Source organism: Nonomuraea wenchangensis (assembly GCF_900111685.1).
In the GTDB taxonomy this organism is placed as follows: Bacteria; Actinomycetota; Actinomycetes; order Streptosporangiales; family Streptosporangiaceae; genus Nonomuraea; species Nonomuraea wenchangensis.
The window spans coordinates 526683-552764 of sequence record NZ_FOHX01000002.1 but is presented as its reverse complement, the minus strand read 5'-3'; the positions used below and the strand labels follow the sequence as shown (position 1 = coordinate 552764).

The window sequence follows — 26082 nt, the reverse complement described above, 5'->3', positions numbered from 1 at the left end:
GGGCGGGTAGTTGTGGAATACCTCGTCCATAACAAATGTCGATATGGGGGGTTATCGGAATTAATTTAGTGCTCATCAAGGAGCCTGAGAAACAGTTCTCTCGCCAACCCCTTCGGACGCAGAAGTCCGACCGCGAGAGGACGCGACATGACCAACCACAACCCCGGCACGGGTCCCCACCCTCAGCCCCCATATCAGCAGCCCTTCGCTCAGCCCGGCTGGCAGCCTGCCGGCCCCATAGTGCCCCCGGCCCGTCCACGCCGGCGTTTCCTGGCCCACGGCCTGACTGCGATCGTCTCGTTGATCATCGGCGTGGGGATCGGCGCGGGTGGCGAGACCGGGACCTCGGCCTCCCCGCGCCCCATTGTCACGGTGACCGAGACCACGCAGGCCGAGTCGGCTCCTGCCGCAACCGAGACGGTCACCGCTGAGCCCGTGGTGGACTCGGAGGGAGAAGACGGCCCGCAGACCACGTTCTCCGGTGACGGTCAGTATCTCGTCGGTGAGGAGATCAAGCCCGGCACCTACAAGACGGCCGGGGCGGACGGTCCCAACTGCTACTGGGCCCGCCTGAAGAACGCCTCCGGCGAGCTCACCGCCATCATCGCCAACGGCAACGTCCAGGGCCAGACCAGGGTGACTGTGAAGAAGGGCGAGTTCTTCGAGACCAGCGGGTGCCAGGACTGGAAGCGGGTGGGCTGAGATGACTTCCTTCTCCCTCGTCGTACTGGCGATCGTGCTCGCGCTGGTCAGCGCCACGATCGCCTATCTGGTCGCCCGTGGCCGCGCGGCGGACGAGCGGGTCGCGTTGAAGCTCGCCGAGGAGCAGCGGACCCAGGCCGCCGAGCAGGCGGCTGCGCTGCGCCTCGAACGGGACAGGGCCCAGAGGCAACTGGCCGATCTGAGCCAGGCGCACACCGCCGCCCTGACCGAGCGCAGGACGCTGGACGAGCGACTCGGCCGGCTCGGCGCCGAGCTGGAGGCGACTCGGAACAGCCTCCGCCTTGAGCTGGCCGACGCGGAGCGTATGCGCGTCGGACTTCAGTCGGAGCAGGCGCGAGGAGCGGAGGCCGGCCGTCGCCTCCGCGACGCCGAGCTCTCGATCACCGCGCTGAAGGCGAAGGAGGCGGTCCTTTGCTCGGAGATCCAGGACCTGAAGACGCAGCTGGCCGAGTCGGTCATGCAGAAGCAGGCGCTGCTGGAGCAGGCCGCGACCGTGCAGGCCGTCCGCCAGGAGCTCGATCAGACCCGCTCGGACAACAACCGGCTCCTGGAGGAGACGCTGCGCGCGGCGACCAACGAGATGCTGAAGCAGTCTCAGGTCGAGCTGGTGACCAAGGCCGAGGCGACACTGAGCGCGGCCGGCAAGCCGGTCCGCGATCAGTTGGCGGAGATGGACCGGCAGCTCAAGGAGTTCTCCACCACGCGTGTCGCGGCCGAGGCCACGCTGAGCCAGCAGCTGGCCACGCTGACCGAGGAGGGCCAGCGGACCAGGAAGGAGACCAGGGCGCTCGTCGAGGCGCTCAAGAAGCCGCAGGTGCGCGGGTCGTGGGGCGAGATGCATCTCAAGAGGGCCGTGGAACAGGCGGGCCTGGTCGAGCGGTGCGACTTCGACACCCAGGTCCACTTCGCCGACGGCGAAGGTTCGCTCCGGCCCGACATGCTGATCCACCTGTCGGGTGGCAAGCATGTCGTCGTGGACTCGAAGGTTCCGATGGCCGCGTTCATGTCGGCGATCGAGGCCGATGACGAGACTGAGGTGGACCGGCACTGGGCCGACCACGCCCGGCAGTTGCGCCAGCACGTGGACGCGCTCGGGGGCAAGGAGTATTTCCGGAAGGTCGCCGCTTCTCCGGAGTTCGTCGTGCTTTTCGTGCCCAGCGATGCCTTTCTCCAGCCGGCGCTGGAGAAAGAGCCGACCCTGCTCGAGTACGCGGCCGGCAGGAACGTCCTGATCGCGACGCCGACCTCGCTCATCGCGCTGCTCCGCACCGTGGCGTTCGCGTGGACGCAGGCGGCACTGCAGGACAACCTCAAGCAGGTCTACGAACTGGGCCGCGAACTGTACGACAGGCTTTCTGTCATGGGCGGGCACCTCAACACCCTGGGCAGGTCACTCGACCGGTCGGTCAAGGCGTACAACGACACGGTCGGGTCGATGGAGGGGCGGGTCATGGTGACCGCGCGCAAGTTCCACACCCTCAAGGTCGTGGAAAGCCAACTGGTCGAGCTCAAGGCGGCCGAGCAGAGCACGCGGCCCCTCGGCAGCCCGGAGCTCGTGGAATCGGCCGGCGCCATGGCGGGTGTCCGAGCGATCCCGCCGGCGCCAGGCACGGAGAATGGACTCGCCGGTTGAACGGCGATATGCGGATTGACAATGCAGGGGATATGCATCATTCGGCCTTGTAAAGCTCCGCCTGGTTGATATTCTCCGGCAATCGGACCAGGCGGAGGTTGAGCATATGGAGCAGTGCAACGGTTGCGGCGGTGCGGTGTCGGAGGGAAAGCTCTGCGCATTGTGCATCGCGAAGATGGTCGCCTACCACGATGGTGACTATGACGACGAAAACGACCCCGCTGTGAAGCTCTATCACCAGGCCGCCGCCAAAATGAACGCGAATACCTCCTCCAGTTCGAGCGGGTGCGCTCTCGTCGTGCTCGCCATCACGTCCGTCTCCGCCGTGCTCGCGGCCACGGGGATCGGCGTGGAGAACCTCCTCTTCTGACGACGCTTTCTGGCGCGGCGGGGGTCAGTAGACGTAGCAGCCGACGCGGACCGGGACGGAGGCGGACCAGCGGCCGGAGGTGACGTCCTGGGCGCGGGCGTAGGCGTTGCCCGGTTTCCCCGGGATCGAGCAGTCGACCTTGCCGGTTCGTTTGCCGAAGCTTCCGCCGGCGTACCCGCCGTTTCGCGTGGCCGTGACCGTGCCGCTCCAGAAGAGCTTGCCGGTGTTGTAGTAGATGAACACCTTCACCTGGCCCGGGTTGAAGTGGCTGCCGTTCAGTTTCAGCCGGGGGATGTCGTCGGTGGAGGTGGTGCTGGCGGTGCCGTCGCCGTTGTCGACGGGGCCCAGCCGGTACGTGGAGATCCACAGCTTGGCCGTGACCCGGCGGTCGGCGGCCTGGGCGTTGTCCTGCCGCGCCTCGTCGCGGCTGCGCGGGGTGACGCAGACGTCGTCGCCGGTGAAGGCTTCCCGCCAGACCGTTCCGTTCACGCAGGTGTGGGGGCCGTACGCGCCCGTGACCCAGTTGGTGTACTTGAGGCGGTTCTCCACCTGGGTCCGTTCGCGCACCTTCGGGGTGACGCAGACGTGGTCGGTGGGTCGCGCTTCCCGCCAGACGAAGCCGACCTGGCAGGTGTCCGGAGGGGGAGCGGTGGACGCGGCGGCGGGGGCGGGTAAGAGGGCGAGGGTCAGGGCCGCCGTCAGGGCGGCATTTCCGCTGGCTTGATATTTCATGATTTTTCCTCCAATGGGCCGATGATGCGGTAGCCGTGGCGGGCGGCGACCTCGGTCAGCAGGTCAGGGTCAGGGGCGTGGCCGGTGAGGTCGGCGATGTCGGCCGCGAAGTGCTCGAAGCCGGCAGGCCAGGTCAGTTGCAGCAGGCGGAGCGGGGAGTCCTGGCGGTTGGCGAAGGCGTGGGGCAGGTCGCGGGGCAGCAGGACGAAGTCGCCGGATCCCGCCTCCCAGGTCCGGTCGCCGCAGTAGAGCCGGACGGTGCCCGACAGGACGTAGAACGCCTCGTCGTCCTTCTGGTGCACGTGCCAGGGAGTGGCGAAATGCGGTGGGCACTCCTGCTCGATCAGGGTCAGGGCGCCGCCGGTCTCCGGTTCGCCGGCTTTCACGGTCATCGTGGTGCCGAGGAAGTGATGGCCGGCGCCGGCGCCGGCGGGCAGGTGGAGGGCGCTCATGGCCGCTCCTGCTGGGTGTAGAGCCGGATCTCGATGCCGTCGGGGTCGGTGATGCCGCCGATCAGCCAGCCCACGCTGCCCTCGGCGATGCCGGAGTGACCCACCTGGAGCTCGTCCAGGTGCTCGGACCAGGCGCGGAGCGCTTGCAGGCTCGGCACGGCCAGCGCGACCGGGTCGAAGCCGTGCCAGCCGGCGGCCCGGTCGGGCTCCTCGCGCAGCGCGAGCATGAGCGTACGGCCGGCGTCGGTCAGCGCCACGCCGCGCAGCACGCCGTCCTCGACGAACTCGATCGCCACTTCGAGCCCGAGCACGCGGCGGTACCACTCCAGGCTCTTGTGCACGTCGGAGATCGGCAGCTTGACGTGATGGAACCCGCCTAAGAGCACCATGATCCACCTCTTGTAGTGAGACTCTAAGGTCACACTCTAAAGTGCTACCCTAAACAAATGGAAGAGGCGAAAAGTCCGAAACGCCGTTCGGCGGAGACCAGAAACCGCATCGTGCGCTCCGCCCAGGAGCTGTTCGTCACACGCGGCTACGCCGGGACGACGTTCCAACTGGTCGCCGACGCGGCCGAGGTGTCGGTGCAGACGGTCTACTTCCATTACGGCACCAAGAGCGAGCTGCTCAAGCACGTGGTCGACGTCGCCAGCGCAGGGGACGACGAGCCCGTGCCGCTCCTGGGACGGCCCTGGTTCGTGGCCTTGCAGGCGACGGAGGACCCGGTGAAGGTCGTAGGAGGATGGGTGCACGAGAGCGGGGTCATCCTCGACCGGGTCGCCCCCGTCCTGGCAGTGGTGCGGGACGCGGCGGCCGGCGACGCCGGCATGGCCGCCCAATGGGCCGCGAACAGCCGGGAGCGGCACACCGCCCACGGGACGGTCGTCGCCATCCTGGCCCGCCTGGGGGCCCTGCGGCCCGGCCTGACCGAACGCCGGGCCACCGACATCACCGTCGGGATCCTGTCACCGGACCTGTTCCTGGTGATGCGGCGCGAATGCGGCTGGACGACCCCGCAGTGGGAGGACTGGGCCGCCGACCAGCTCGCCCACGGCCTGCTGGCCCCCTGATCAGGGGGTGCGCAGGCGCTGGAAGTCGGTCAGGCTGCGCCGGTAGAAGGTGAGGTCGCGCTCCAGCTTCTCGCGGGTGAGCCGGGCGGGCTCCGACTCCCGCAGCGTCCGGCCCTCCTCGCTCCAGAACGCCTCGGCGGGCAGCTCGGCGGCGCCCTCGGGGAAGAACTTCAGCGCCTCGGCCACGGCGTCGGCTGCGAAGCGCCAGTTGGTCGCCACCCGCTCGTAGGCGTCATCGCCGGCCGCCGCGCCGGCCGCGTACATCAGGCCGCCCTCCAGGGCGCGGCCGGCGTAGGTGGCCGCGACCAGCGTCCACTGGCCGGGGTCCAGCAGCTCCGACAGGCCCGCGCCGAACGTCAGCCCCTGCTCGCGGGCCGCCTCCTCCGCCTCGTACGGCACCAGCACCTCGGCCTCGCCCAGCCGCAGCACCAGCCCGTCCGGCTCGTGCGCGACCTCGGCCGCCGCCGAGCCCCGCGGCCGGACCAGGTCGAAGTGCACGTACGCCTCCACCAGCGAACGCGCCAGCCCGCGCTCAGGCATAACGGCCCGCCAGCTCCTGGTAGGTGTCGCGGACGACCAGCAGCCGGTCGAGCGCGAACCTGCCGGGCTCGGCCGCCCGCACCAGCCGCCCGCGTTCGGACCAGAAGCCGTCGTCCGGCACCGCGTCCGCGCCCGGCGGCACGAACTTGACGGCCTCCTCGACGGCCGCCGCCGCGACCCGCAGCGACCGCAGCGCCTCGTCCCTGTCGTCGACGGGGACGTTGCCGGCCGTGAGGTCGGCCACCCACAGCCATTCGCCCGCGTCCAGCAGCTCCGACGGCTCAGGACCGCCGAAGGTCGGGTAGCCGGACGGCACCACCGGCTGTTCCGGCAGCCCGAACACGTATTCGCGGGCCGCCCCGCACACCTCGCACACCCCCGTGTAGCGGTTGGCCAGGGTCCCCTCGACGTTCACCAGGCCGCTGCGCCAGGTGGTGTCGACCGACCCGCAGGCGCACGGGTGCAGGTCGAAGTAGAGATGGGCCTCGTCCCTCGTCCGGGCCACCGCGAATGCCATACCCGTCCTTCCTCTCCGGCGGAACTCTCATGATGCCCGACCCCGTGGGGCCGCTCATGCCCCTATCCGCTGCTGCTCGTCGGGACGCGGCCAGGGGCGCTGGCGCGCGCCCGGACGAAGGCCGCAGCGGCACGGCTCGCCGTCGGGGCAGGTGCACTCCGGCTCCGGCGGGTTCCAGCCGGTCGTGTCGGCCAGCCTGCGGGCCCTCGCGTAGCGGGCAGGGCGGTCCACCGGGCGGGGGTCCGCCGCCAGGGTGCCCAGCTCGGTCGCGACGGGCGCGGCGATCAGCCGCCAGACGCCGGGGCCCGAGGCGGCGAGCAGGTCGTGCAGCACCCCCAGCCGGGCGGGGCGCTGCGCGGCGGTGGCGGAGCGTACCTGGCGGACGGCCTCGTGCACCTCGGCCAGCGCCGCGAGGTCGGCGTCCGGTCGGCCCTGCGCGCGGGCGACCGCGGCGGCGGCGGTCGCGGCGGCGGCGCGCTCGTTCGCGCCGACCGTGCGGGTGGCGTCGGTCCGTACGGTGAGTACGCCCGGATCGGGCGTGCCTGAGTTGTCCGGGCGGATCTCGACGGGGATCGGCGGGCGGCCGGGCAGCACGAGGTCGGCCAGGTCCGGGCCGTACAGGTGGACGCGGGCGCCCATCAGCGCGGCGCCGCGCACGAAAGCCTGGGCGGCGGCGGCCTCCGGCAGCGCCGGGCGGTTCCTGATCGCCGCGACGTGCGGGGAGGTGAGCGCGCCGGTCCGCGCCAGCGCGAGCAGCGCGGACGCCGCGCCGGGCTGTCCCGGCGCGAGTCCCGCCCGCTCCGCCTCGGCCCGCAACGCCGCCGCGGCGCCGCGGTGCCCGCCCTCGTTCACCGCGACCGCGAGGCCCCGGATCCGCGCCAACGTCGCCGCCGCCGTCGTCTCGTTCGTGGGGTTGGTGGTGGCGGCGTGGGTGGCCAGGTGTTCGGCCACGGACACGGTGGCCTCGTGGCCGGGGTTCGCCGGGACGCGGAGGGTCAGGCGGCCGGGGGTGTCCTCGGTGACACGTACCTCCGTCGTGCCCGCCGGCGCCGGCTCCAGGGCCAGGGTGAACGTGCCGCCGCGCGTGGTGACGGTGAAATCGCCGGGCCGGCCCGGCACCTGGGCCAGCCCGGCGACGCCGGCGATCTCGGCCAGCCGGGACAGCCCGGCCGCCGAGGTGTCGAGGCCCGCCGTGATCTCGGCGTTGAGCAGCCGCGCGATCCGCCCCTGCGACCGGTCGGCCACGGGCACGCGCGGCCCCGTTCCCCAGGGCGGTGGTGGCGGGGTGTGGCCGCGGCGTTCGAGGTCGGTGGCGACGGCGTCGATCGCGTCGGCGAGCAGCGCCCGCCGGGCCGGGTCCGTGGTCGCCCGCCACTTGTTCGACAGGTGGGCGTGCTCGTCCAGCCGGGGGATCACGCAGAGGTCCGTGCCCTCCGCCTGGCCGGGCGACAGCGACGGCCTGACCACGCCCTGCGGCGCGCCCGCCGCGGTCGCCGCCACCTCCTGGGCGAGGTGCGAGTACTCGTGCACCAGGACCGACGACACGACGTCCGGGTGGACGCGCGGCCAGACGCGCAGGATGTGCGGATCGTCCGGCGTGCCCGCGCGCAGCTCGGTGGAGGCGTTCAGCCCCGCGCCGGGCTCGCCCACCACCACGTGGACGTGCTGGTCGGGCGCGGCGGCGAAGCGCATGGTGACCGAGTCGTCCCCGCTCCAGGTCACGCGGGAGGCGGCGCCGCCGAGGTCGGCGGCGGTGACGTGCTGCGCGCGCAGCTCGGCCAGGGTCAGGTCGGGGTCCCCGTCGGGGCGGCCCGATCTGGCCAGCGGCGTGTTCTCGATGGCGGGCGAGGACACGCCGGCCGAGATGCCCTGGCCGACGCTGCCGCCGACCGCCGCCTGCCCGCTGACGTGCTGGACGGGCCACGCCGCCGTGCCGTCGACGACGAAGGTGCCGCGCGCCGTCAACTCGGCCACGACCTGCTGGGTGAACGTGCCGGGCACGCCGGAGGTCATGAAGACCTCGCGCAGGTTGAGGCCGATCCGGTCGGCGGCGGTCAGCACCGCGGGCGGGACGGTGGCGAGCGCCTGGGCGAACCCGCCGTCCGGGGCCTGGCTGAGCAGGGAGCCGTCGGGGAAGGCCAGGTAGCGGTGGACGCCGTTCCTCTCGCGGACGGCCACGCGGACCGCCTCGCCGCGCTCGCGGGCGGCCAGGCGGGCGGCCTCGACGATCTGGACGAGCCCGCGCACGTTCTGGGTGGGCACGAAGGCGCGCGCCCGGTCGGGGGCGACGGGCGGCGGGGTGAGCCGCACGCCGTTCTCCATCCGGGACCGCAGCTCCGCCAGCTCGTGCTCCAGCAGCGTCACCTCGACCTCGCCGCTCGTGGCGCTCGGCAGGCGCACGGGGTCACCGACGACCCGCTCGTCCTGGCCGCGCAGGCGGGCGACGTACTCGAAGGTGAGGTCGTAGTCCACCCGGAGCCGCACGTTGTAGAGGCGGCCCTTCTCGAACTTGCTGCGCTCGCGCCGGGCCCCGTGGTGGTCGGACACGCTCTCGGACGCCTGCTCGCCCGCCCGTATGCTGCCGTCCAGGCCGGTGTCGGCGTGGCCGGCGTTGCCGCCCACGCCGACGGGCATCCTCCGGCCGCGTGAGACGGTGGTGTTCGTGGCGTCGGCCGCCCGGTCCACCTCGCCCTTCTCGGCCTCGTACGGCCCGGCGACGACGGTGAGGTCCGACAGGCGGGCCTGGATCCGTACCCGGGCGCCCTGGTCCTTGAACTTCAGCCGCGACACCCGTTCGACGTGCCCCTCCGGCGCGGCCATCCGCTCGAACGAGGTCAGCAGCCCCGAGAGGGACAGCCGCCTGGTCAGCTCGTTCTTGCGCTCCTCGACCGCGGCCTGGCCCAGCATCTTCGTGAACTGCGCGGTGACGGTCTCCAAGAGGGTGGGCTTGTCCGGAGCCTCCCAGAGCCCCTGCGGGAAGAGGCCGGGATGCGGCTCGGCCCGCCGCGGGTCGATCGTGAGGACGACCGGGCCCGGGTCCTGGGCCGCGCTGACGACCATGCCCGTGGGGATGCGCCGGACGAGCTTGGTGGTGTAGACGGCCTTGGCGTAGCGGACCCTGCGGAGGAGCTTGGCGGTGGCCGTGGCGACCTTGCCCTTGCGCACCTGCCGCCGCTCCACCTCAATGATCAGCCTCGGCGTCTGCTCCACCCGGTGGTGCCCGACGAACACGCTCATCCGCAGGAGCCGCACGTCCTGCTGGTTCACCGACACCGAGTACGACTGGCTGAGGTCCGTCGACAGGCCGAGTCCCTGCCCGTCGCCGTTGTCCGCGCCGTTGTAGTCCAGGCCGCCCGAGTAGGAGCGGTTGTAGGACGCGGACCTGGTCCGGTCCGTGTAGCGGTAGTACTGGAGGATGGTGCCGGCCTGCGAGGTGTGCGAGAGCAGCCGGCCCCGCCGGGAGTCGCCCTCGTCGTCGTACACCAGCCGCGCCCGGACCGTCACCTCCTCGGCTCGCGACGCCTGCGCGTCGCCCTGGACGTGGTAGGTCCTCTCGTAGCCGGTCCGCGACCACATGTCGGCCACGTGGATGACCACCGCGTCCCGAGAGAAGTCGACCTTCACCTCCTCACGCAGCGTCGGGCTCGCCTCCGTCACGCCGGGGAAGGCGGCGTTCACCGCGTCGAGCACCGCATTCAGCGGGTTGACCGCCTTGCCCTGCTCGTCGAGCAGCGCCAGCGACTCCATGGCGCCGATGCCCGCCGCCCGGTCGTAGGAGGAGGCGAGCACGACGTCCCTGGAGTTCTCGATCTGGGTCGCCGCGTCCCGCAGCGCCTCGTCGAGCTGCTGGTCCACGCCGCCCTGCCGGGCCGTGGTCGCCGCCGGCCCGAGCCCCGTCACCTCTCTGATCTTGGCGAGCAGGGCCTCCGGGGTGTGGCGGGCGGCGTACCCCACGTCCGTGCCGGCCGCCCGCGCCGCGGTGAGGTCCTGGAGGTAACGCTGCACCAGGGGAACGGCGAGGGTCTGGTCGAGGGTGAGGCTGCCGTTGAGGAACCGCTCGACCGCGTCGCCCACCAGCCGGCCGGGCAGCGCGATGTCGCCCTCGGCGTACATGAGGAGGGCGTCGTACTCGGGGAGCGAGAACAGCGCGGTCCCGTGCGCGTCGGCCGTCCTGACCTGGCCCAGCGGCATCCGGCTGTCGGTGGGCAGCGGGTTCAGCCTGCTCTCCGCCCCCGTCAGCGTGAGGTCCACGGGGGCGCGGACGATGTACTGGCGGCCGTGCTCGATCGTCAGCTCCTCGGTGCCCCAGATGTCGAGGAGCGAGGTGGACTCGGAGGTGCCGCCCGAACGGGAGGGCAGCGTGAGCCCGCCGCCGTCCCGTGAGGTCCCGCCGTCGTCGAGGTCGGCCCCGCTGACGGAGGCGCCGACGTTCACGCCGGAGGAGCCGCCCCAGGAGACGCCCGCGCTGTTCAGCCCGAACAGGATGTTGCCGTTCACCTGGTCGACGACGGCCAGCACCTCTGCCTCGCCGGTCTCGGCGGACACCGACAGCGCCGACCGCGTCGGCATCCCCTGGGGGCGGACCGCGAGATCGGTGGTGAGCGGCCGGTTCAGCAGCTTGGGGTGGGCGACGAGGTTGCGCACGTTCAGGAACGCGGCGATGTGCTGGAAGGCCGCCGAGTCCCCGCGCATCGCCTCGGGCAGCACCTGCTGCGCGGCGGGGATCAGCCCCCGCACGTCCATGTGGAGCAGCCGGGCCCGCGACAGCAGCCGGCCCCGCATCGGGCCGAGCGGAGCCGACACGGGCGCGGGCGCGCCGGCGCTCGTGTCCGGCGGGAGGAGGTCCGCGGCGAACAGGAGCTTCGCCCGTCCCCGGCCGGTGGCCAGCGTCTCGGCCTTGCCCTTGTGCACCAGCTCGACCTTCAGGTCGTGCGCCAGGGAGAAGATCGCGGCCGGGCCGGTGGTCTCCTGGAGCGTCACCACGTTGACGGTGCTGCCGGCGCTGGAGCCCACCGTACGGGTGGCGTTGCCGCCGGCGTTGACGCCCACCTCGTGCGCCAGGCCGTCCTGGCCCTGCTCCGGGCCGTCGCCCACGGCGACGGAGCCGCCGCCCGCGTACGTCCGGGACCTGCTGATCCCGCGCCCCGAGGTGTCGGAGCCGATGCCGAGGTTGACCACCGTCTCCGAGTCGGTGTAGCCGAGGTAGAGCACGTCGCCGAAGTCCTGCCGCAGCGACAGGCGCAGCATGTAGTGCTCCGAGGTGCCGTTGAGGCTGTTCATCACCAGGTCGACGACCAGGCCGCCGGTGCCGTCCTGCTCGGCCTGGGCCAGCGCGTCGTACGCCGACCTGATCCGGTGCTCGGACAGCTGCTCCAGGACCTCCTGCCGGTTGAGTATCTGGCTGGCGCGTTCGAGGCGGTCGGAGGAGTACTCCGGGACGCCGTTCACGGTCTTCGGGATGAGGCCGCGCGTGGCGAGCTGTTCCATGACCTTCTTACGCACCGCGTCCAGCCCGTCGATGTCCTGGACGAGGGCGGGGCCCGCGCCGCGCAACTGCTCCGGGCCGTCGCCGAGCCACTCGGGCAGCTCCGGCTCCCTGCCGGGCGGCGGGTCGGGCCGCGGATCGCCCTGCAGCACCTCGCGGCCGTCCGCGCCGATGAGCGGCCGGCCGTTCCGGTACACCAGCGCCGCCCGGTCCACGGGCAGGCCGTAGCGGTAGGCGGCCGACTCCCGCATGCTGACCAGCACCGTGCTCCGCACCGGCGGCAGCTTGACCGGCCGGCGGCCGATCCGCTCCACGGTGAACGTCGTCCGCGTCTCCAGGCGGTAGGCCTGCTTCGGGCTGGTCTTGCGGTGCACGCTCGGATAGATGGCCTGCTTGTTCGCGGTCGCCGAGTACGACCGGCCCCCCGACCTGGAGCCCCTGGCCTTCGGGCCGATGTCGGGCGCGTAGCCGCCGGGGCCGTTGACCCCCTGGAAGGCGTCGAGGTTGAGCCCGGCCGAGGCGCTGAACTCCATCGACCTGCCGGCGGAGGTGCCGCCGGGCGTCGCGGCGAAGTCGACGAGCACCTCCTCCTCCCACTCCTCGGCGGTGCGCCCGCCCACCGGCTCGGCGGCCACCAGGACGACCTCGGTCTGCGCGGTCACCCGGAGGTCGGGTTCGCCGTTGACGCCGAAGACCCGTTCCAGCCCCTCCGGCGTGGCCGCGTCGCGCAGCCGGTGGGACAGCTCGGTCATGAACGTGCGCAGCTCGCCGTGGGCCCTGCTGCCCACCTTGGCGTACTCGCCGCCGGCCGCCTCCATGATGTCCGTGAGCGCGTCGTCCATGCCGGTCATGGCGCTGACCAGGACGTGGTTGGGCATCCGCGGGTCCCGCTGGTCGTCGGCGATCCAGGCCAGCTTGCGCGGGGCCGCGTCGGTGTAGGAGTGGGAGACCCACAGCCGCTGCGAGGCGGAGTCGCCCGGCGCGCCCGAGTCGACCACCGTCGTGTCCCGCCAGCCGCCGCTCTCGCTGGTCTGGATGTCGACGGTCCAGCGCGCGGCGGCGTCGAACAGCAGCGACTCGCTCCGGTTGTCGGCGACCGCGCCGCCCTGCGCGAACACGCCGGCGCCGCCCGTCGCCGCCGAGTTGCGCCCGCTCCCCATGCCGAGGGTCACGCCCACCAGCTCCATCACGGCCCGCGGCCATTCGCCCTCCGGCAGGAGCTGCGCCAGGACCGCCGTGTTGAAGCCGCGCGACAGCCCGAAGCTGCCCGCCTCCGTGGCCGAGACGATGTGGGAAGCCTGGAAGAACAGGCCGACCATCATCTCCGACGCCTTGACGCCGAGGTCCAGCACCTCGACCAGGTCACTGAGGGTCAGCCGGACCCGCACCTCCACCGCCTTGGCGCCCTGGCCCACGCGCAGCACGACGCCGTCGGGGGAGACGGTCTGGTGGAAGTCGGCGCGCAGCGCCCGCTCCAGCCCGTCCGGCGTGAAGCGGTGGGCGGACCCGTGCCGCGCCAGCAGGTCGTTCACCGTGGAGGTCAGGGCCGACAGGTGGGCGAGCCGTCCCGTGGGCATCGCGCCGGGCAGGGTGTCCGGGTCCGGCAGGGCGGCGGCCATCGCGTCCAGGTATCTCTGGTGCTGGTCGAGAGCCCTGGCGGTCTGCCATCCGGCCACCGTGGCGATGGGGACGTCGCCGGGCGGCGTCGGGCGGCCCTGCGCGGCGTACGTCATGGCCTTCAGCGCCCGCTCGTACGCCCGCCGCGTCTCCGCCGCCTGCTCCAGGGCCGCGCGGTACGCCTTGGCGATCCTGGCGTGCCGGGCCTGCGTGGCCCGGTGCACCCGGTTCTCCTGCCTGGCCTTGCGCGCCCGCTCGAAGCGGGCCTCGTCGTGCTGCCTGAGCGCCTTCCTGGCCCGGCGGGTCGCCTGGCGGGCCTGTACGCGGGCCTCCTCGGAGCTCTGCTCCTTCGCGGCGATCTGGAGCTTCAGCTGCTCCTCGGCGTGGGTGAGCGTCTGGAGGGTGTCGCGTACCTGCTGGATGGTCGGGTTCGTGCCCGGTAACGGCGGCGTCTGCTGCGTCCGGGTGCCCTGCGCGGGAGCCCAGGGCGGAGGCGGCAGGGTCTGGACCTCCTTCGCCAGCTGCCGGGACAGGCCGTCGATGTCCACGGCGAGCAGGCGCTTCTCCTGGAGATCCGACGTCTGGTGCCACTTCTCGGACAGGAAGGCCAGCTCGTTGAGCTGGGCCGCGACGCACAGGTTCTCGGTGGCCTCGGCCTTGCGGCGGCCACGACGGCGGCCGTGCCCCTCCTGCGTCGCCTGGAGGGTGTCGGTGATCTCGTGCAGCCACACCCGGGAGAGCTGGTCGTCCGCGACCCTCGGGTTGAAGTGGACGACGTGCGGGGCGTTCTCGTCGGTGCCATGGGCGACGTCGTCGCCCTGGGCGAGGTCGGTCTGGCCCATCAGGTCGGGCGACAGGCCGCCCACGACCGGGCGGAAGTGGTGGGTGCCGTGCTCGCGGGTCTCGACCACCAGCGTGCTGCCGTCCTGCGACCAGGTCAGGCTGAGCACACCCTGGTTCAGGAAGTGGCGGGCCAGGAGCTCGGCTACCGCGTTCCGTACCTCGTCGAGGGTCAGGTCGGGGCCCTGGCGGCCGTCGGTGACGTAGCGGGTGCCGGGGGTCGGGCGGGAGGTGACCGTGCCCGGCTTGCTGGTCGCGGCGGCCGGGGCGGCGTCGGGGGCCGGGGCGGGGGTCGTCTCCGTGTCGGCCGCGGCTTGGGAGATCAGGAGCAGGGCGGACGCCTCGGCCTGCAGGTCCGCGAGGCTCTCCACCTGGGTGGCGCGGGTGTTGAGGGCGGTCCTGATGCGGTTCATGGTGGCGACCGGGATCGTCCGCACGCCGTCGGCCGTGGGGACGAGCAGGTCGCCGGCCGGGCCGATCACCGCGCCGGGGAAGTCGGTGGTGAGCGCGCCGATCAGCGCCGTACGGGCCCGCGCGCCCGGCGTCACGGAGGCCACGGGGGCGCCGGCGGGGTTCACGTCGTCGGCCAGCCGTGTGGCCGCCGGCTGGACGTCGGCGCTGTCCGGCTGCGGCGCGGCGGCGGTCTCCGGCCCCGAGGCGGCGTCGGGCTGGGACGCGGCGGCGGCGTCCGGCTGCGGTGCGGTGCCGGCCTCGGCCTGGGCGGGGGTGCTGTCCGGTTGCGGCGTGGAGGTGGCGTCGGGCTGGGGTGCGGTGGTCGCGTCCGGCTGGGCGGTGGTCGCGTCCGGCTGGGCGGGAGTGGTGTCCGGCTGGGTGGTGGGGTCCGGTTGTGGGGCGGTGGTTTGGTCGGGCTGGCTTGCCGGCTGGTGCTGCTGCTGCCTGGTGCGGCGGGGTTCGGAGCCGTCCGCTTCCGGTGTCGCGGGCGCCTGGGGCTGGTGGTCGGGGACCGAGGGCTGGGAGGCGGTCCTGGCGGGGCGGCGCTGGGTGGACGGGTCGGCGTCCGGAGCGCCGGTGGCCGTCCGCCGGGCGCCGTCGTTCCCCGTGAGGTCGTTCGTGGCGAGAGGGCTCGCCGGCGCGCGGCCGGGCGTGGAGACGGTGCTGCGGACCTGCGTCGGGTCCGCGCCCCCAGGGCGTCCGGCGGCGGCGGCGGCGGCCGGGTCGCCGCCGCCGTTCGGCCCGCTGCCGCTCGGCCCGGTGTTGACCGGGCTCCCGGCCGCCGGGTCCCCGGGCGGGGCGCCACCGGCGCGGGCGGCGTCGGCGCGGGCGGCGGCGTCGTACGCGGAGGCGAGCGAGGTGATCGGATGCGCGAGCGTCGTGTAAACGTCGGGGTTGAACGGGCTGATCGTGTCGGTGCGCCCGGCACCGCCGAAGAAGCCCCCCAGCAGGGCGTCAGGCGTGAACGGGTTCTGCCACTGCCCGTAGACGAGCCCGTTGGCGATGAAGCTGCCGACCGGCGAGGCGATCGTGTTCGTCAGGCCGGTGGTGAGCGCCCGCCCGCCGAACCCCGGCACGCTGCGGGTGACGCGGGACATCGGCCCGGCCAGCCGGGTGCCGACGATCGCGCCGCCGCCCGCCCCGATGGCCGCGGCCTTGGTCTTGTCCCAGTCCCACTGCTGCCGCGTGCCCATCTTCATCTGCTGGTACTGCGCGACGGCGTCGAGGAAGACCTCCTCGCCGATCTCCTCGATCAGCTCGCGGCCGATCGAGGAGGCGAGCAGCCGGGTGATGAGGCCGCGCCCGGTGGCGCCGCTGAGCACGGTCACCCGGGCGAGCTGCCGGGCGGCGAGCTGCCTGCCGCCCACCATGGCGAGCCGGACGAGGATCCGGCTGATGGCCGCGCGGGCCGCCGCCGCGTACGGGCCGATGATCGCGGTGCTGGAGCCGGCGGTGAAGAAGGCGGCGTACAGGGCGATGGCGATGGCGACGACGGTCACCCAGAAGGCGACGTTGATGGAGAGCTTGGAGTATTGGGTCTCGACGGCGAAGTCGTTCGCCTGCTGGGTGTACGCGTGCGCGTTCTGCGCCACGCCGGACAGTCCGCCCTCGTGGCCGTAGAGGAACTGCGCCCTGGAGACGAAGTCGGCGGTGGCGGGCGCGGCCCAGCCGGTCGCGACCACGCGCGCGGCGGCTCCGGCCTCCGGCGCGGAGGAGACGGCGCCCGAGCCGAGCGCCTGGTATGCCTGGGCCAGCTTCGACAGGCCGCTCTCGCTGGCCTCCGGCCACTTCTGCCCGGCCGACAGCATGGGGATGAGCCAGGTGATCACCCACTCGGGCAGCGCCTCGGTCTCCCAGACGGGCTCGACGTCGCGGTCGATGCGTACGGCGACCGCCTCGCTCGGCAGGCCGCCGCCGTTCTGGCTGCCGGGGTTGGTGAGTCCGCCGCCGCTGTTGGTCGCCACGTCGCCGGGGTCAGACCTGCATCGTCAGGTTGGCCTGCAGGTCGTTCTTGATGTCGGCGTCGGTGAGAAGGGTGTTGTCGACGTTGGCGCGCACCCTGGTGCCTGCGTCGGCGATCGCCTCGGCGAGGTCCTCGTACTGGGTGAGCATCCGGTTGGGGCCGTCGCCGCGGAAGTGGGCGGTCCAGAAGGACTGGCCTTCGGTGCCCCCGCCCCACGGCTCGGCCGCGAGCGCGGCCTTGACCTGGGCGATGAGGCGGGTGGCCTCCTCGTTCAGGTCGTCGGCCATCGTGGTCCACTGTGTGATGCCGCGGTAGACGACGGGCTTCGCGATCTGCGTGCCGTCCCAGAGCCTCACCTTTTGCCCTCCATCCGGTCGGCGAAGCGGGCCATGGCGGTGTCGAGGTCGCCGTCGAGGTGGGCGAGGAGCTCGTCGCGTGGCACGACCGGCTCCAGGACCTCCACGACGCGCTCGCGTGCCTGGTCCGTGGCCCGCTGTACGGTGTCGAGGATCGTGCGGGCCAGGGCGCGCGCGTCGGGGTGCCGGTAGATGCGCGGGTCGAGGTCGAGCCCGACGAGCTCGCCGCGGGCGCCGACGGTCGCGGTCACCAGGCCGTCACGGGACTTCGCGGTGGCCCGCAGGGACTTGGCCTTCTCGTGCAGCTCCTGGCCGGCGTCGGTGATCTGCCGGAACATCTCGCGCAGTTCGTCGGCGTAGGCGCGCATCGCCGCCGCGTCCGGCCGATCCGACGAGACCACCAACAACCCCCGTTGCCAAGCTCACGCGTCCCCGATGTCACTCACGTGTTACCGATCAGTTTCCGTCACATGAACAGCAGAAGGCAAGACGTCTATCAAAAGTGTTGAATCCCGACATCTAGCGGCATGGCGTGTTCGCGCAGTTCCGAGACCTCCTCCCGGGGCACCCACCGCCGGTAAACCCCGCGCTCGATCCGCTCCAGCCCGAGTTCGCGCGCCGTCAGCACGGAGCCGCCGAGGTACTCCAGGCACACCTGCCCGTCCCGCTCCTCCCGTACGAGGAACGCCTCCTGCCGCCAGCGGCACAGGGTCCTCACCAGGTGCACCGCCTCGCACTCGGGCGCGGGCACCGTACGGACGTGGCAGCCGGGCTCGACCTCCTCGAAACCGTCCAGCGGCTCGGGGCTCCGCAGCCGGATCCACAGCTCCATGGCGTGCGGCTCCGGGCTGGCCAGGTAGTCGGCGCCCTGCCAGCGGGCCAGGTAGAAGCTCCCGCTCATGCCGCCCGCGTCCCGATGAGCAGCCATCGCCGCAGGTCGCCGTGGTACAGCGCGCGCCGGTGCTCGGTGCCCCTGGCGGTCAGCTCCCAGATCTCCGCGCCGTGGGGGAGCGGCACGTCGTACACCTTGTACTCGCGGATGACGTGGTCGACGCTCGGCACCAGGCCCATCCCGACGAACGGCGGCTCCTCGACCACCCAGCCGGCGACCGCCGCGCGGCTCTCCTCGTCGGTGCCGCCGTAGGGCGTGAGGTAGAGCTCCAGGCCGGCGGGCCGCCAGCGCAGGACGTTCAGCGAGCCGTCCTCCGTCAGGATGTCAGGCCGGCCGAGCGCCGCGGCGAGCACGTCCGGCGTGGCGATGTGCGAGACGTCGAGCGCGTGGTGGCAGTAGCCGGAGATCCGCGGCTCGCCGCCGGTCAGCAGGTCGTGGATGTCGGCGGGCGCGAGCAGCTTCTGCACCGCGGGCACCCCCGAGTCAGGGGCGAGCCGCAGGTCCTGGATGAGCGTGGGGACCGCCAGCCTGGCGACCGTCCCCGGCTCCAGCAGGAAGGCGGCGGCGAGCCCGGGGTTGACCGCCAGGCCCCACCGGGGGTCCGGCCAGCCCGCCGCCAGCTCGGCCGGCGAGGCGATCCGGGCGTGCCGGGCCGCCCCGCCCGTGGCCAGCCGCATGCCCTCCACCGACGTGTACGCCACCAGCCACGTACGCGACCCGTCCGCGACCGTCGGCCACGCGGGCGGCTCCTCCCCGGCCGCCGCGGCCGGGGTGATCGGCAGCGCCAGCTCCGACTCCCGCAGCAGGGCGAGGCACAAGGCGGTCTGCCCGTCCTGGTGAGCCGCCCACAGCCGTTCCTCGAACGGGCCGGCCGGTCGATGATCGGTTGATGTCATTTGTCCAGTCTGCCCCGGCTCGGCCGGACGCCTCAGCTCGCGTCGGCCTGGGCGCGGGCCCGCCAGAGCAGGTAGACGAAGTACGGCGTGCCGATCAGCGCCGTGACCAGGCCGGCCGGCACCTGGGCGGGGGCGATGACCGTACGGCCCAGGGTGTCGGCGAGGCTCACCAGCAACGCGCCGAGCAGGGCCGCCACCGGCAGCACCCGCGCGTGCCGCGAGCCGACCAGGGCGCGTGCGGCGTGCGGCGCCACGAGGCCGACGAACCCGACCACGCCCACCGCCGACACCGCCGTGCTGGTCAGCACGACCGCCGCGCCCAGCGCGGCCAGGCGGACGGGCTCCAGGGGCACGCCCAGGACACGCGGGGTGTCCTCGTCCAGCGCGAGCAGGTCGAGGTCGCGGCGGAGCCAGGCCAGCAGCGGAACGGCCACCAGCAGCGCCAGCACCACCGGGACGAGCTGGGCGGGCACCCGGCCGTACGTGGAGCCGGACAGCCAGGTCAGCGCCATCGCGGTGTTCCACGGATCGGCCTTGACGATGATCAGCACGGTGACCGACGTGCAGGCCGCCTGCATGGCGATGCCGATCAGGACCAGCCGGTCCGAGTGCAGCCCGCCGCGCCAGGACAGCGCGTACACCACGGCGAACGTGACCAGCGCGCCCGTGCCGGCGGTGGCCGACATCATCCAGACGCCGGCCAGCGGCGCGGCGGCCAGCAGCGAGATCGCCCCCACCCCGGCCCCGGCCGTGACGCCGAGCACACCCGGCTCGGCCAGCGGGTTGCGGCACACGGCCTGCACCGCGGCGCCCGCGACGGCCAGCGCGGCCCCCGCCAGCACGGCGGCCAGCACCCGAGGCCAGCGCTGATCGAGCACGAACGTGAGCGCCCGTCCGGAACGCCCCTGCAGCCAGTTGAGCACGTCGCCGGTGAGCAGCCACCGGTCGCCGCCGAGCAGGCCGGCGACCAGCGCCGCCACCAGCAGCGCGGCGCAGACCCCCACCACGGCGAGGAAGGCCCCGCGGCTGCGGGCCCCGCCCGTGCGTACGGCCGGCGGCCTGCGGGTGGGCCCCGCGTCCCGGTAGCGCCGCGCCAGCCAGATCATCACGCCCGCGCCGAGGATCGTCGTGACCACGCCGGGCGGCACCTCGACCCCGGCCTGCGCGCCGAGCGCGGCCCGCAGCAGGATGTCGGAGCCGAGCACGATCAGCGCGCCGGCGAGGCCGGACAGCGGCAGCAGCGTCCGGTTGCGGTGCAGGCCGGGGATGGTCCTCGGCAGCAGGCGCACGATCACCGGCGCGCAGAGCCCGACGAACCCGATCGGCCCCGCGATCGTCACGGCGGCGGCGGCCAGCAGGACGGCCATCAGGACGAGCCGGCCGCGCAGCCGGCGCACGTTCACCCCGAGCACCGCGGCGGTGTCGTCGCCCAGGCCGAGGATGTCCACCCGCGGCCCGACCAGCACCGCCGCCACCAGCACCGCCGCGATGAGCGGCCCGAGCTGGGCGACGGCGCCGAAGTCGCTCTGCACCAGCGAGCCGCTGCCCCAGGCGAACAGCCCGGTGGTCTCCTCCTCGAAGAGGATCATGACGAGGTTGGTGAGCGAGCTGAGCGCGAGGGAGGTGGCGGAACCGGCGAGGATGAGCCGGGTCGTCCCGGCGCGCCCGCCCGCCGACAGCGCCATCACCAGCCCGGCCGCGGCGAGGCCGCCGACCAGCGCGAGCCCGCCCGACAGGGGCAGCGGCAGCGCCGGCCCGAACGCCGCCGCCGTCGCGACCGCCAGGTACGCCCCGGAGCTGACGGCCAGCGTGTCCGGCGCGGCCATCGGGTTGCGCGCGACCGACTGCAGCAGGGAGCCGGCGACGCCGAGCGCGACGCCGACGGCCACCCCGGCGAGCAGCCGGGGCAGTCGGGAGGCCAGCAGCACGCGGGCGGCCTCCTCGTCGCCGCCGAACGGCAGCGCCAGCAGGTCGAACGCGCCGATCGACGAGGTGCCCTGCGTCACGTGCACGGCCGCCACCACGACGACGGCGGCCAGCGCGAGCACGAAGACCCCTGCGGTGCCGAGCCGCCGCAGCGGCGTGCCCGGCGGCTCGGGCGCGAGAACCGGCCCGGCCGGCGCGCCCGAGCCGGGTCGTGGCGCGTCGCTCAACCCGCGTACGCCTTCACCAGCGCGTCGGCGTACTGCTGGCACGACAGCGGCCCGCCGAAGGTCCAGATGCCGTTGGGCAGCTTGTGGACCTGCTGGTTCTTGACGAACGGCAGCGACTTCCAGATGGCGTTGGAGGCGAGCCCGTCGGCGAAGACGTCGTCGCCGTCGGAGGCGTTGTAGAAGAAGCGGATGTCGGGGTCCTTGAGCGCGGTCAGGCCCTCGACGTCGGTGGTGCCAAGACCCCACTGCTCGTCCACCTTGCCGGTCCAGGCGTTGGTGAGGCCGAGCTGCCCCGCGACCTCGGAGACCAGCGAGCCCTTGCCGAACAGGCGGACCGAGATCGTGCTGCCCTGCTTCCACCCGTCGGCCATGACGAACGGCTTGCCCGCCGCGCCCGCGTCGGCCAGCTTCTGCTTGCCCGCGGCCATGGCGGCGTCGAAGTCGGCCATCAGCTTCGTGGCCTGGTCGGTCTTGCCGACCGCTTGGGCGATCATGTCGAGGTCGTCACGCATGCGCTTGAGGTTGTCGGCGCCGTCGCTGCCCTTGGTCACCAGCACCGGCACGAACTTCTCCAGCTGCCCGATCAGCGGCGAGTCCCGCCCGGCCTCCATCACGACGAGGTCGGGCTGGAGTGCGCTGATGGAGTCGACGCTGGGCTCCTGCCGGGTGCCGACGTCCTTGACCGAGTCGTCGAGCTTGACGGCGGTGTCCCAGGTGGCGTAGCCCTTCACGTCCGCCGCGCCGACCGGCATGACGCCGAGGGAGGCGAGCATCTCGGTCTCGCCCCACTCCAGGCTGACCACCCTGGTCGCCGGCCGGTCCAGGGTGACCTCCTTGCCACGGCTGTCGGTCACGGTGATCTTGGTGGCGGCGGAGGGACTGCCGCTCGGCCCCGCCTGTTCGGTCACGGGGGCCTCGGTCGTCCCGCACGCGGTGGCGAGCAGGACGGTGGAGGCGAGGGCGAGCAGGGTCTTGCGCATGGTCTTTCCTGTCGTGTGGTGAATCGGGGGAGAAGGGGCTTGGGGGGATCAGGCGACGACCGGGACCGCCGCGCGGGTGTGCCGGCCGACCGGGCGGGTGCTCACGGTGCCCGTACGGGGGTCGCGGGCGACCTCGATCCGGATGCCGTACGCGCTGGTGAGCAGCTCGGTCGTGAGGACCTCGGCGGGCGTGCCCTCGGCGCGGACCCGGCCGCCCTGCAGCAGGACGACGTGGTCGGCGATCTCGGCGGCCTGGTTGAGGTCGTGCAGCACGACGCCGATGGCGACGCCGTGCTCGTCGGCGAGGTCGCGGACGAGCTCCAGCAGCTCCACCTGGTAGCGCAGGTCCAGGAACGTGGTGGGCTCGTCGAGCAGCAGGACGCCGGTGTCCTGCGCCAGGCAGGTGGCCAGCCAGACGCGCTGCAGCTCGCCGCCGGACAGCTCGTCCACGGGACGATCGGCCATGACGGCGACGCCGGTGAGCTCCATCGCGCGGGCGACGGCCGCCTCGCCCTCGGGGTCGCAGGCCCGCCAGCGGCGGCGGTAGGGGTGGCGGCCGTAGCCGACGACGTCGCGTACCTGGACGCCGCCCGGCGTGGGGCGGCTCTGGCAGAGCAGCGTCACCCGCTGGGCGAAGTCGCGGGCCGTCAGGTCAAGGGCTGAGGAGCCGTCGGCCAGGGTCACGGCGCCGCTGTCGGGGCGGTGCAGCCGGGCCAGCGCGCGCAGCAAGGTCGACTTGCCGCTGCCGTTGGGGCCGACCAGGGCGGTGACGCGGCCAGGGCGGAGCGCGATGCGGGCGTCCTGGACGACGGGGGTGCCGTGGTAGCTCAGGCATAGCTCCGCGCCGCGGAGGGAGATCGCCTCGGTCATGGAGCTAAGGTTAGGCTAACCTTCGCTGCCGCGGAATACCGGGACCCCCTCTTGGTCACGTGCTCCTGGTCACAATCGCGATCACCGTCACGACGGCAGCCGGCGGCGGCGCAGGACGAGGCCCGTGCCCCCGGCCAGCAGCAGCAGGGAGCCGGTCAGGATCAGCGCCCGCCCGTCGGGACCGGCCTCGCCGCCGCCTCCCGTGGAGACGCCGCCGGACGGCACCTTCGCGGAGCTGTCGCTCTCCTCCGGGGTGGCGTCGTCCTCGGGGGTCTCCTCCTCTTCCTCTTCCTCTTCCTCGTCCGAGGGAGTGGGCGTCGGGGTCGGGGTGGTCGTGGGGGTCTGGCTGGGCGAGGCGCCCGTGGCACTGATCGTCAGCGGGTGCTCCGCGGGCGTGGCGGTGCTCGGGAGCTTGCACTCGATCACCGGCTCCTGCGGGCTGGGGCCGAAGTTGACGGACGCCGCGTGCACCTTGCCCGTGCCCGCCTGCGGCGGGGTGGTCGTCAGGTTGACCGTCGTCGCGGGGAATGTGATCGGCGCGCCGGGGGTGACGCCGGTGAGCTGGGCGACGCCCGTGGCCGAGGTCAGGCCGGTGATGCCGCTGATGCCGGCGTAGGCGTACAGGTTGAGCCCGGCCTCCAGGCCGGTCGCGGGCGCGAGGAGCTGCGCCGAGCCGGAGTAGGAGCCCTTCCAGCCGATCGTCAGGTGCTGCTGGACGCCGCCGGTTGGCGGCACGGTCAGCTCGACGCTCAGCTTGATGTTCTGCTTGTCGCCGGTCGCGGTCGTGGTGCACGTGTAGTCCAGCACCTCGGGGGCCGCGGCGGCCGCGGGGGCACTTCCTAACAGAAGGGCGGCGAGGGGGACGAGCAGGGCGACACGCACGGAGGGCTCCCGGACGGATGGGGACGAAGGGTTCAAGTTTCCACGATCCGTGCGTGTCGGCAAGGTCCCGCCTAGCGGGCCTGGCGCACGCCTCGACGCCAGACGTCGGCGATGGAGGCCGTGGCGGTGATGTCACGGGTCGGGTCGCCCTCGACCAGCACCAGGTCCGCACGGAGACCGGGGGCGATCCGGCCGCGGTCGTCCAGGCCGAAGTGCCTGGCGGGCAGGCTGGTCGCGGCGGCCAGCGCCTCCTCCGGGCTGAGCCCGGCCTCGGTGAGCAGCTCCAGCTCGCGGTGCAGGCCGGCGCCGTGGGCGGGCGTGAACGGCGTGGCGTCGGTCCCGGCCAGCAGCGGCACCCCGGCCCGGTGCAGGTCCCGCAGCGCGCCGGCGGCGTTGACCGAGCTGCCGGGCCGCGCGCAGTCCGCGGTCCCGACGTGCTGGGCGGTGATCGCCTCGAAGTAGGCGAGCGTGGTCACCACGAAGACCTCCTGGCGGCCGACCCGCTCGGCCAGCCGCCGGGAGACCGCGTCGCCGGGCGCGAGGTCGGTCCACACGTGGGCCAGGCCGTCCACCCCGGCGTCGAGCGCGATCTCCACCTCGGACGCGGTGATCGCGTGGGCGACGACCCGCAGCCCGGCGTCGTGCGCCGCCTCGGTGAGTGCGGCGGCGACGTCCGGCGTCATCGCCGGCAGGTCGGCGCCGTGCACCTTGCCGTCGTCGATGACGATCTTGAGGTAGTCGGCCCCCTCGGCCAGCCGGGCCCGGACGAACGCCGGCGCCTGCGAGGGGTCGGACACGAAGTCGATCTCCGGGGCGTCGAGGCCGTCGAGCACCGTGCCGGCCAGGGCCGCCAGGAGCTGGGTCGGATGCCCGCCGGGCGCGGTGGCCAGGGTGCCCGCGCTGCGCAGGTCCGCCACGTCGTCGTTCTCCGCGGCGAGCCGGCGCTGCTCCGGAAGCATGCCCGGCAGGCAGAACATGTCGAGTTCCGTGGTGACCCCGTGCCGCAGGGCCTGGGCCAGGCTGCCGTCGAACACGTGCGTGTGCGCGTCGATCAGCCCCGGCAGGAGCGTCCTGCCCGCACCGCCCACCTCGGCGTCGGCGGGGCGACCCGCGCCGGCGCCGACCGCGGTGATCAACCCGCCCTCGATCACCACGTCGGTCCTCGGGACGGACCGCTCGCCGTCGAACACCCGGACGTCGCGGATCAGCGTACGCATCGAACATCTCCTCTGATGTCGTGAATCATGGACGCCACCGGAGAGGGATCCCGGCGGCCGGGTGTGACATCGTCGGGAACGGCCGTGGCATGGATCACATCTCGGGCGTCGATGTCACACTTCCGGCGTGACGGTGCTCTCCGGGGGCGGATGAGGAGGTTCGCCATGACATCGACCGGAGCGGACGCGACCGCCACCGAGGAGTTCCTCGGCCATCGCGAGCTGCTGTTCTCGGTGGTCTACAACATGCTCGGCAGCGTCGCCGACACCGAGGACGCGCTGCAGGAGGTGTGGCTGGGCTGGTCCGCCCGCCGCGACAGGCCGGCCGCGGGGCCGGTCGAGAACACGCGGGCCTATCTGGTGCGGATGGCGGTGAACCAGGCGCTGGCCCGCCGCGCGGACCTGAGCCGCCGGCGGGAGACGTACGTGGGCCCCTGGCTGCCGGAGCCGCTGATCACGGTCGAGGACGCCGCCGCTGCCGCCGCTGCCGCCGAGCGGGCCGAATCGTTGTCGATGGCGGTGCTGGTGGTCCTGGAGACCCTGTCGCCGCTCGAACGGGCGGTGTTCGTGCTGCACGAGGTGTTCGGCTTCGGCCATCCGGAGATCGCGGGCATGCTGGGCCGTACGCCGGCGGCGGTCCGCCAGCTCGCCGCCCGTGCGCGCCGCCACGTGCACGCGCGCCGCCCCCGCCGCCGTACCGCGCCGGACGTCCACGCCCGGGTGACCGAGCGGTTCGCCGAGGCCGCGCTCGGCGGGGACCTGCGGGCCCTGCTGGAGGTGCTGGCGCCGGACGTGACCCTGTGGACGGACGGCGGCGGCAAGGGACCTGCCACCAGCCTGCGTCCCGTGCACGGCCGGGACCGGGTGGCCGCGCTGTTCATGTCGGTCGCCGCGACGCTGCCCGATTGCGGCCTGGACCTCCGTTACCGGCGGGTGGCGGGCGACCCGTGCGCGCTCGTCTTCTCCGGCGACAGCCCGCTGGCCGTCGTCGTCGTGGACCTCGCGCCCGACGGCGAGCGGATCAGCGGCATCTACTCGGTGACCAACCCCGACAAGCTGGCCGGGATCCGCTGGTAAGCGGTCACCGGCGGCGCGGCGTGTACGGCGGCAGCCCGCCGAACTCCCGGTCCGCGTCCCGGCCGCGGCGAGGCCGAAGCCGTGGCGGCGGTCGTCCTCGGCCTCGGGCACGCCCGTCACCAGGGCCCGCCGGTACGCCTCGGCCGGCCCGGGATCGGCGACCGAGAGCCAGCCGGGGCCGAAGGCGGCCAGCCGGTCCGCGTGCGGGGCCGGGCCGTCCGCGCGCAGCAGCCCGTCCAGCGGCGTACGCGGTGACAGGTCCTCCAGCGCCACGAGGCCGCCGTCCAGGTCGGCGGCCAGGACGCGCGGCGCGAGGTCGAGGCCCAGGTCGTGGGCGAGGAAGCGCAGCGTGGCCACCTCGGTA

The 26082-nt window shown here is 73.3% G+C and carries 21 protein-coding genes; 6 read left to right on the top strand and 15 right to left on the bottom strand.

The window, feature by feature from the left end; all coding sequences use genetic code 11:
* The first annotated feature begins 300 nt into the window (after positions 1 to 300).
* The 3 genes from BMW85_RS06640 (at position 301) to BMW85_RS06630 (ending at position 2726) form a co-directional block, all read left to right on the top strand.
* Positions 301 to 702 carry an Rv1352/Rv1906c domain-containing protein gene (locus BMW85_RS06640; RefSeq protein WP_091078183.1) on the top strand — a complete coding sequence of 134 codons (402 nt, stop codon included), beginning with the start codon at positions 301 to 303 and terminating at the stop codon, positions 700 to 702.
* Between the two features lies 1 nt (position 703).
* Positions 704 to 2356: a DNA recombination protein RmuC gene (locus BMW85_RS06635; protein ID WP_091078181.1), complete on the top strand. Its 1653-nt coding sequence runs from the start codon at positions 704 to 706 to the stop codon at positions 2354 to 2356.
* A gap of 106 nt (positions 2357 to 2462) precedes the next feature.
* The gene (locus BMW85_RS06630; protein WP_091078179.1) at positions 2463 to 2726 is read left to right on the top strand and encodes a hypothetical protein; all 264 of its coding nucleotides are present in this window, start codon (positions 2463 to 2465) and stop codon (positions 2724 to 2726) included.
* A 24-nt stretch (positions 2727 to 2750) separates the two neighbouring features.
* On the opposite strand, the gene BMW85_RS06625 is transcribed toward BMW85_RS06630, so the two are convergent.
* Genes BMW85_RS06625 through BMW85_RS06615 form a run of 3 tightly spaced genes read right to left on the bottom strand, consistent with a single transcriptional unit; the run spans position 2751 to position 4299 of the window.
* On the bottom strand, positions 2751 to 3458 hold the full coding sequence (locus tag BMW85_RS06625; RefSeq protein WP_091078176.1) for a hypothetical protein: 708 nt from the start codon (positions 3456 to 3458) through the stop codon (positions 2751 to 2753).
* A complete protein-coding gene (locus tag BMW85_RS06620; RefSeq protein ID WP_091078174.1) occupies positions 3455 to 3910 on the bottom strand; it encodes a cupin domain-containing protein in 456 nt (151 codons plus the stop codon). Before BMW85_RS06620 ends, BMW85_RS06625 begins: the two co-directional genes overlap by 4 nt.
* Positions 3907 to 4299 carry a VOC family protein gene (locus BMW85_RS06615; protein WP_091078171.1) on the bottom strand — a complete coding sequence of 131 codons (393 nt, stop codon included), beginning with the start codon at positions 4297 to 4299 and terminating at the stop codon, positions 3907 to 3909. The genes BMW85_RS06620 and BMW85_RS06615 overlap by 4 nt, the downstream gene beginning before the upstream one ends.
* A 57-nt stretch (positions 4300 to 4356) precedes the next feature.
* On the opposite strand from BMW85_RS06615, the gene BMW85_RS06610 reads away from it, so the two are divergent.
* On the top strand, positions 4357 to 4980 hold the full coding sequence (locus tag BMW85_RS06610; RefSeq protein ID WP_245774658.1) for a TetR/AcrR family transcriptional regulator: 624 nt from the start codon (positions 4357 to 4359) through the stop codon (positions 4978 to 4980).
* Here BMW85_RS06610 and BMW85_RS06605 read toward each other — a convergent pair whose 3' ends face one another.
* From BMW85_RS06605 to BMW85_RS06550, 12 genes are all read right to left on the bottom strand, one after another.
* Positions 4981 to 5520 (bottom strand): hypothetical protein, encoded by a 540-nt coding sequence (locus tag BMW85_RS06605; protein ID WP_091078167.1) that lies wholly within the window; start codon positions 5518 to 5520, stop codon positions 4981 to 4983.
* The gene (locus BMW85_RS06600; protein ID WP_091078165.1) at positions 5513 to 6037 is read right to left on the bottom strand and encodes a hypothetical protein; all 525 of its coding nucleotides are present in this window, start codon (positions 6035 to 6037) and stop codon (positions 5513 to 5515) included. The genes BMW85_RS06605 and BMW85_RS06600 overlap by 8 nt, the downstream gene beginning before the upstream one ends.
* A gap of 54 nt (positions 6038 to 6091) precedes the next feature.
* Entirely contained in the window at positions 6092 to 16396 is a 10305-nt protein-coding gene (locus BMW85_RS49315; protein ID WP_091078163.1) for a WXG100-like domain-containing protein, read from the bottom strand.
* A 10-nt stretch (positions 16397 to 16406) separates the two neighbouring features.
* Complete coding sequence (locus tag BMW85_RS06590; RefSeq protein WP_091078160.1) at positions 16407 to 16751, bottom strand: hypothetical protein; 345 nt, start codon at positions 16749 to 16751, stop codon at positions 16407 to 16409.
* Entirely contained in the window at positions 16748 to 17152 is a 405-nt protein-coding gene (locus BMW85_RS06585) for a YbaB/EbfC family nucleoid-associated protein (RefSeq protein ID WP_091078931.1), read from the bottom strand. Before BMW85_RS06585 ends, BMW85_RS06590 begins: the two co-directional genes overlap by 4 nt.
* A gap of 95 nt (positions 17153 to 17247) precedes the next feature.
* Positions 17248 to 17652 carry a UCP033725 family protein gene (locus BMW85_RS06580; RefSeq protein ID WP_091078159.1) on the bottom strand — a complete coding sequence of 135 codons (405 nt, stop codon included), beginning with the start codon at positions 17650 to 17652 and terminating at the stop codon, positions 17248 to 17250.
* Positions 17649 to 18539 (bottom strand): SseB family protein, encoded by an 891-nt coding sequence (locus tag BMW85_RS06575; protein WP_091078158.1) that lies wholly within the window; start codon positions 18537 to 18539, stop codon positions 17649 to 17651. Before BMW85_RS06575 ends, BMW85_RS06580 begins: the two co-directional genes overlap by 4 nt.
* A 32-nt stretch (positions 18540 to 18571) precedes the next feature.
* Positions 18572 to 20692 carry an iron ABC transporter permease gene (locus BMW85_RS06570; protein WP_091078155.1) on the bottom strand — a complete coding sequence of 707 codons (2121 nt, stop codon included), beginning with the start codon at positions 20690 to 20692 and terminating at the stop codon, positions 18572 to 18574.
* On the bottom strand, positions 20689 to 21672 hold the full coding sequence (locus tag BMW85_RS06565; protein ID WP_091078153.1) for an ABC transporter substrate-binding protein: 984 nt from the start codon (positions 21670 to 21672) through the stop codon (positions 20689 to 20691). Before BMW85_RS06565 ends, BMW85_RS06570 begins: the two co-directional genes overlap by 4 nt.
* A gap of 48 nt (positions 21673 to 21720) precedes the next feature.
* Positions 21721 to 22542: an ABC transporter ATP-binding protein gene (locus BMW85_RS06560; RefSeq protein ID WP_091078151.1), complete on the bottom strand. Its 822-nt coding sequence runs from the start codon at positions 22540 to 22542 to the stop codon at positions 21721 to 21723.
* Positions 22543 to 22629: 87 nt separating this feature from the next.
* Complete coding sequence (locus tag BMW85_RS06555) at positions 22630 to 23424, bottom strand: hypothetical protein (protein ID WP_143082117.1); 795 nt, start codon at positions 23422 to 23424, stop codon at positions 22630 to 22632.
* Between the two features lie 71 nt (positions 23425 to 23495).
* Positions 23496 to 24641, bottom strand: a complete 1146-nt coding sequence (locus tag BMW85_RS06550) for an amidohydrolase family protein (RefSeq protein WP_091078146.1) — start codon at positions 24639 to 24641, stop codon at positions 23496 to 23498.
* A 165-nt stretch (positions 24642 to 24806) separates the two neighbouring features.
* On the opposite strand from BMW85_RS06550, the gene sigJ reads away from it, so the two are divergent.
* Both sigJ and BMW85_RS49310 read left to right on the top strand, forming a co-directional pair.
* Positions 24807 to 25718: an RNA polymerase sigma factor SigJ gene (gene sigJ / locus BMW85_RS06545; RefSeq protein ID WP_091078143.1), complete on the top strand. Its 912-nt coding sequence runs from the start codon at positions 24807 to 24809 to the stop codon at positions 25716 to 25718.
* An 81-nt stretch (positions 25719 to 25799) separates the two neighbouring features.
* The gene (locus tag BMW85_RS49310) at positions 25800 to 25973 is read left to right on the top strand and encodes a hypothetical protein (protein WP_177240522.1); all 174 of its coding nucleotides are present in this window, start codon (positions 25800 to 25802) and stop codon (positions 25971 to 25973) included.
* The last annotated feature ends 109 nt before the right edge of the window (positions 25974 to 26082 follow it).

Coding starts and splice junctions, on each gene's coding strand:
- BMW85_RS06635 (WP_091078181.1), top strand. CDS start 704: ATGACTTCCTTCTCCCTCGTCGTACTGGCGATCGTGCTCGCGCTGGTC.
- BMW85_RS06630 (WP_091078179.1), top strand. CDS start 2,463: ATGGAGCAGTGCAACGGTTGCGGCGGTGCGGTGTCGGAGGGAAAGCTC.
- BMW85_RS06625 (WP_091078176.1), bottom strand. CDS start 3,458: ATGAAATATCAAGCCAGCGGAAATGCCGCCCTGACGGCGGCCCTGACC.
- BMW85_RS06620 (WP_091078174.1), bottom strand. CDS start 3,910: ATGAGCGCCCTCCACCTGCCCGCCGGCGCCGGCGCCGGCCATCACTTC.
- BMW85_RS06615 (WP_091078171.1), bottom strand. CDS start 4,299: ATGGTGCTCTTAGGCGGGTTCCATCACGTCAAGCTGCCGATCTCCGAC.
- BMW85_RS06610 (WP_245774658.1), top strand. CDS start 4,357: ATGGAAGAGGCGAAAAGTCCGAAACGCCGTTCGGCGGAGACCAGAAAC.
- BMW85_RS06605 (WP_091078167.1), bottom strand. CDS start 5,520: ATGCCTGAGCGCGGGCTGGCGCGTTCGCTGGTGGAGGCGTACGTGCAC.
- BMW85_RS06600 (WP_091078165.1), bottom strand. CDS start 6,037: ATGGCATTCGCGGTGGCCCGGACGAGGGACGAGGCCCATCTCTACTTC.
- BMW85_RS06580 (WP_091078159.1), bottom strand. CDS start 17,652: ATGAGCGGGAGCTTCTACCTGGCCCGCTGGCAGGGCGCCGACTACCTG.
- BMW85_RS06575 (WP_091078158.1), bottom strand. CDS start 18,539: ATGACATCAACCGATCATCGACCGGCCGGCCCGTTCGAGGAACGGCTG.
- BMW85_RS06565 (WP_091078153.1), bottom strand. CDS start 21,672: ATGCGCAAGACCCTGCTCGCCCTCGCCTCCACCGTCCTGCTCGCCACC.
- BMW85_RS06560 (WP_091078151.1), bottom strand. CDS start 22,542: ATGACCGAGGCGATCTCCCTCCGCGGCGCGGAGCTATGCCTGAGCTAC.
- BMW85_RS06550 (WP_091078146.1), bottom strand. CDS start 24,641: ATGCGTACGCTGATCCGCGACGTCCGGGTGTTCGACGGCGAGCGGTCC.
- sigJ (WP_091078143.1), top strand. CDS start 24,807: ATGACATCGACCGGAGCGGACGCGACCGCCACCGAGGAGTTCCTCGGC.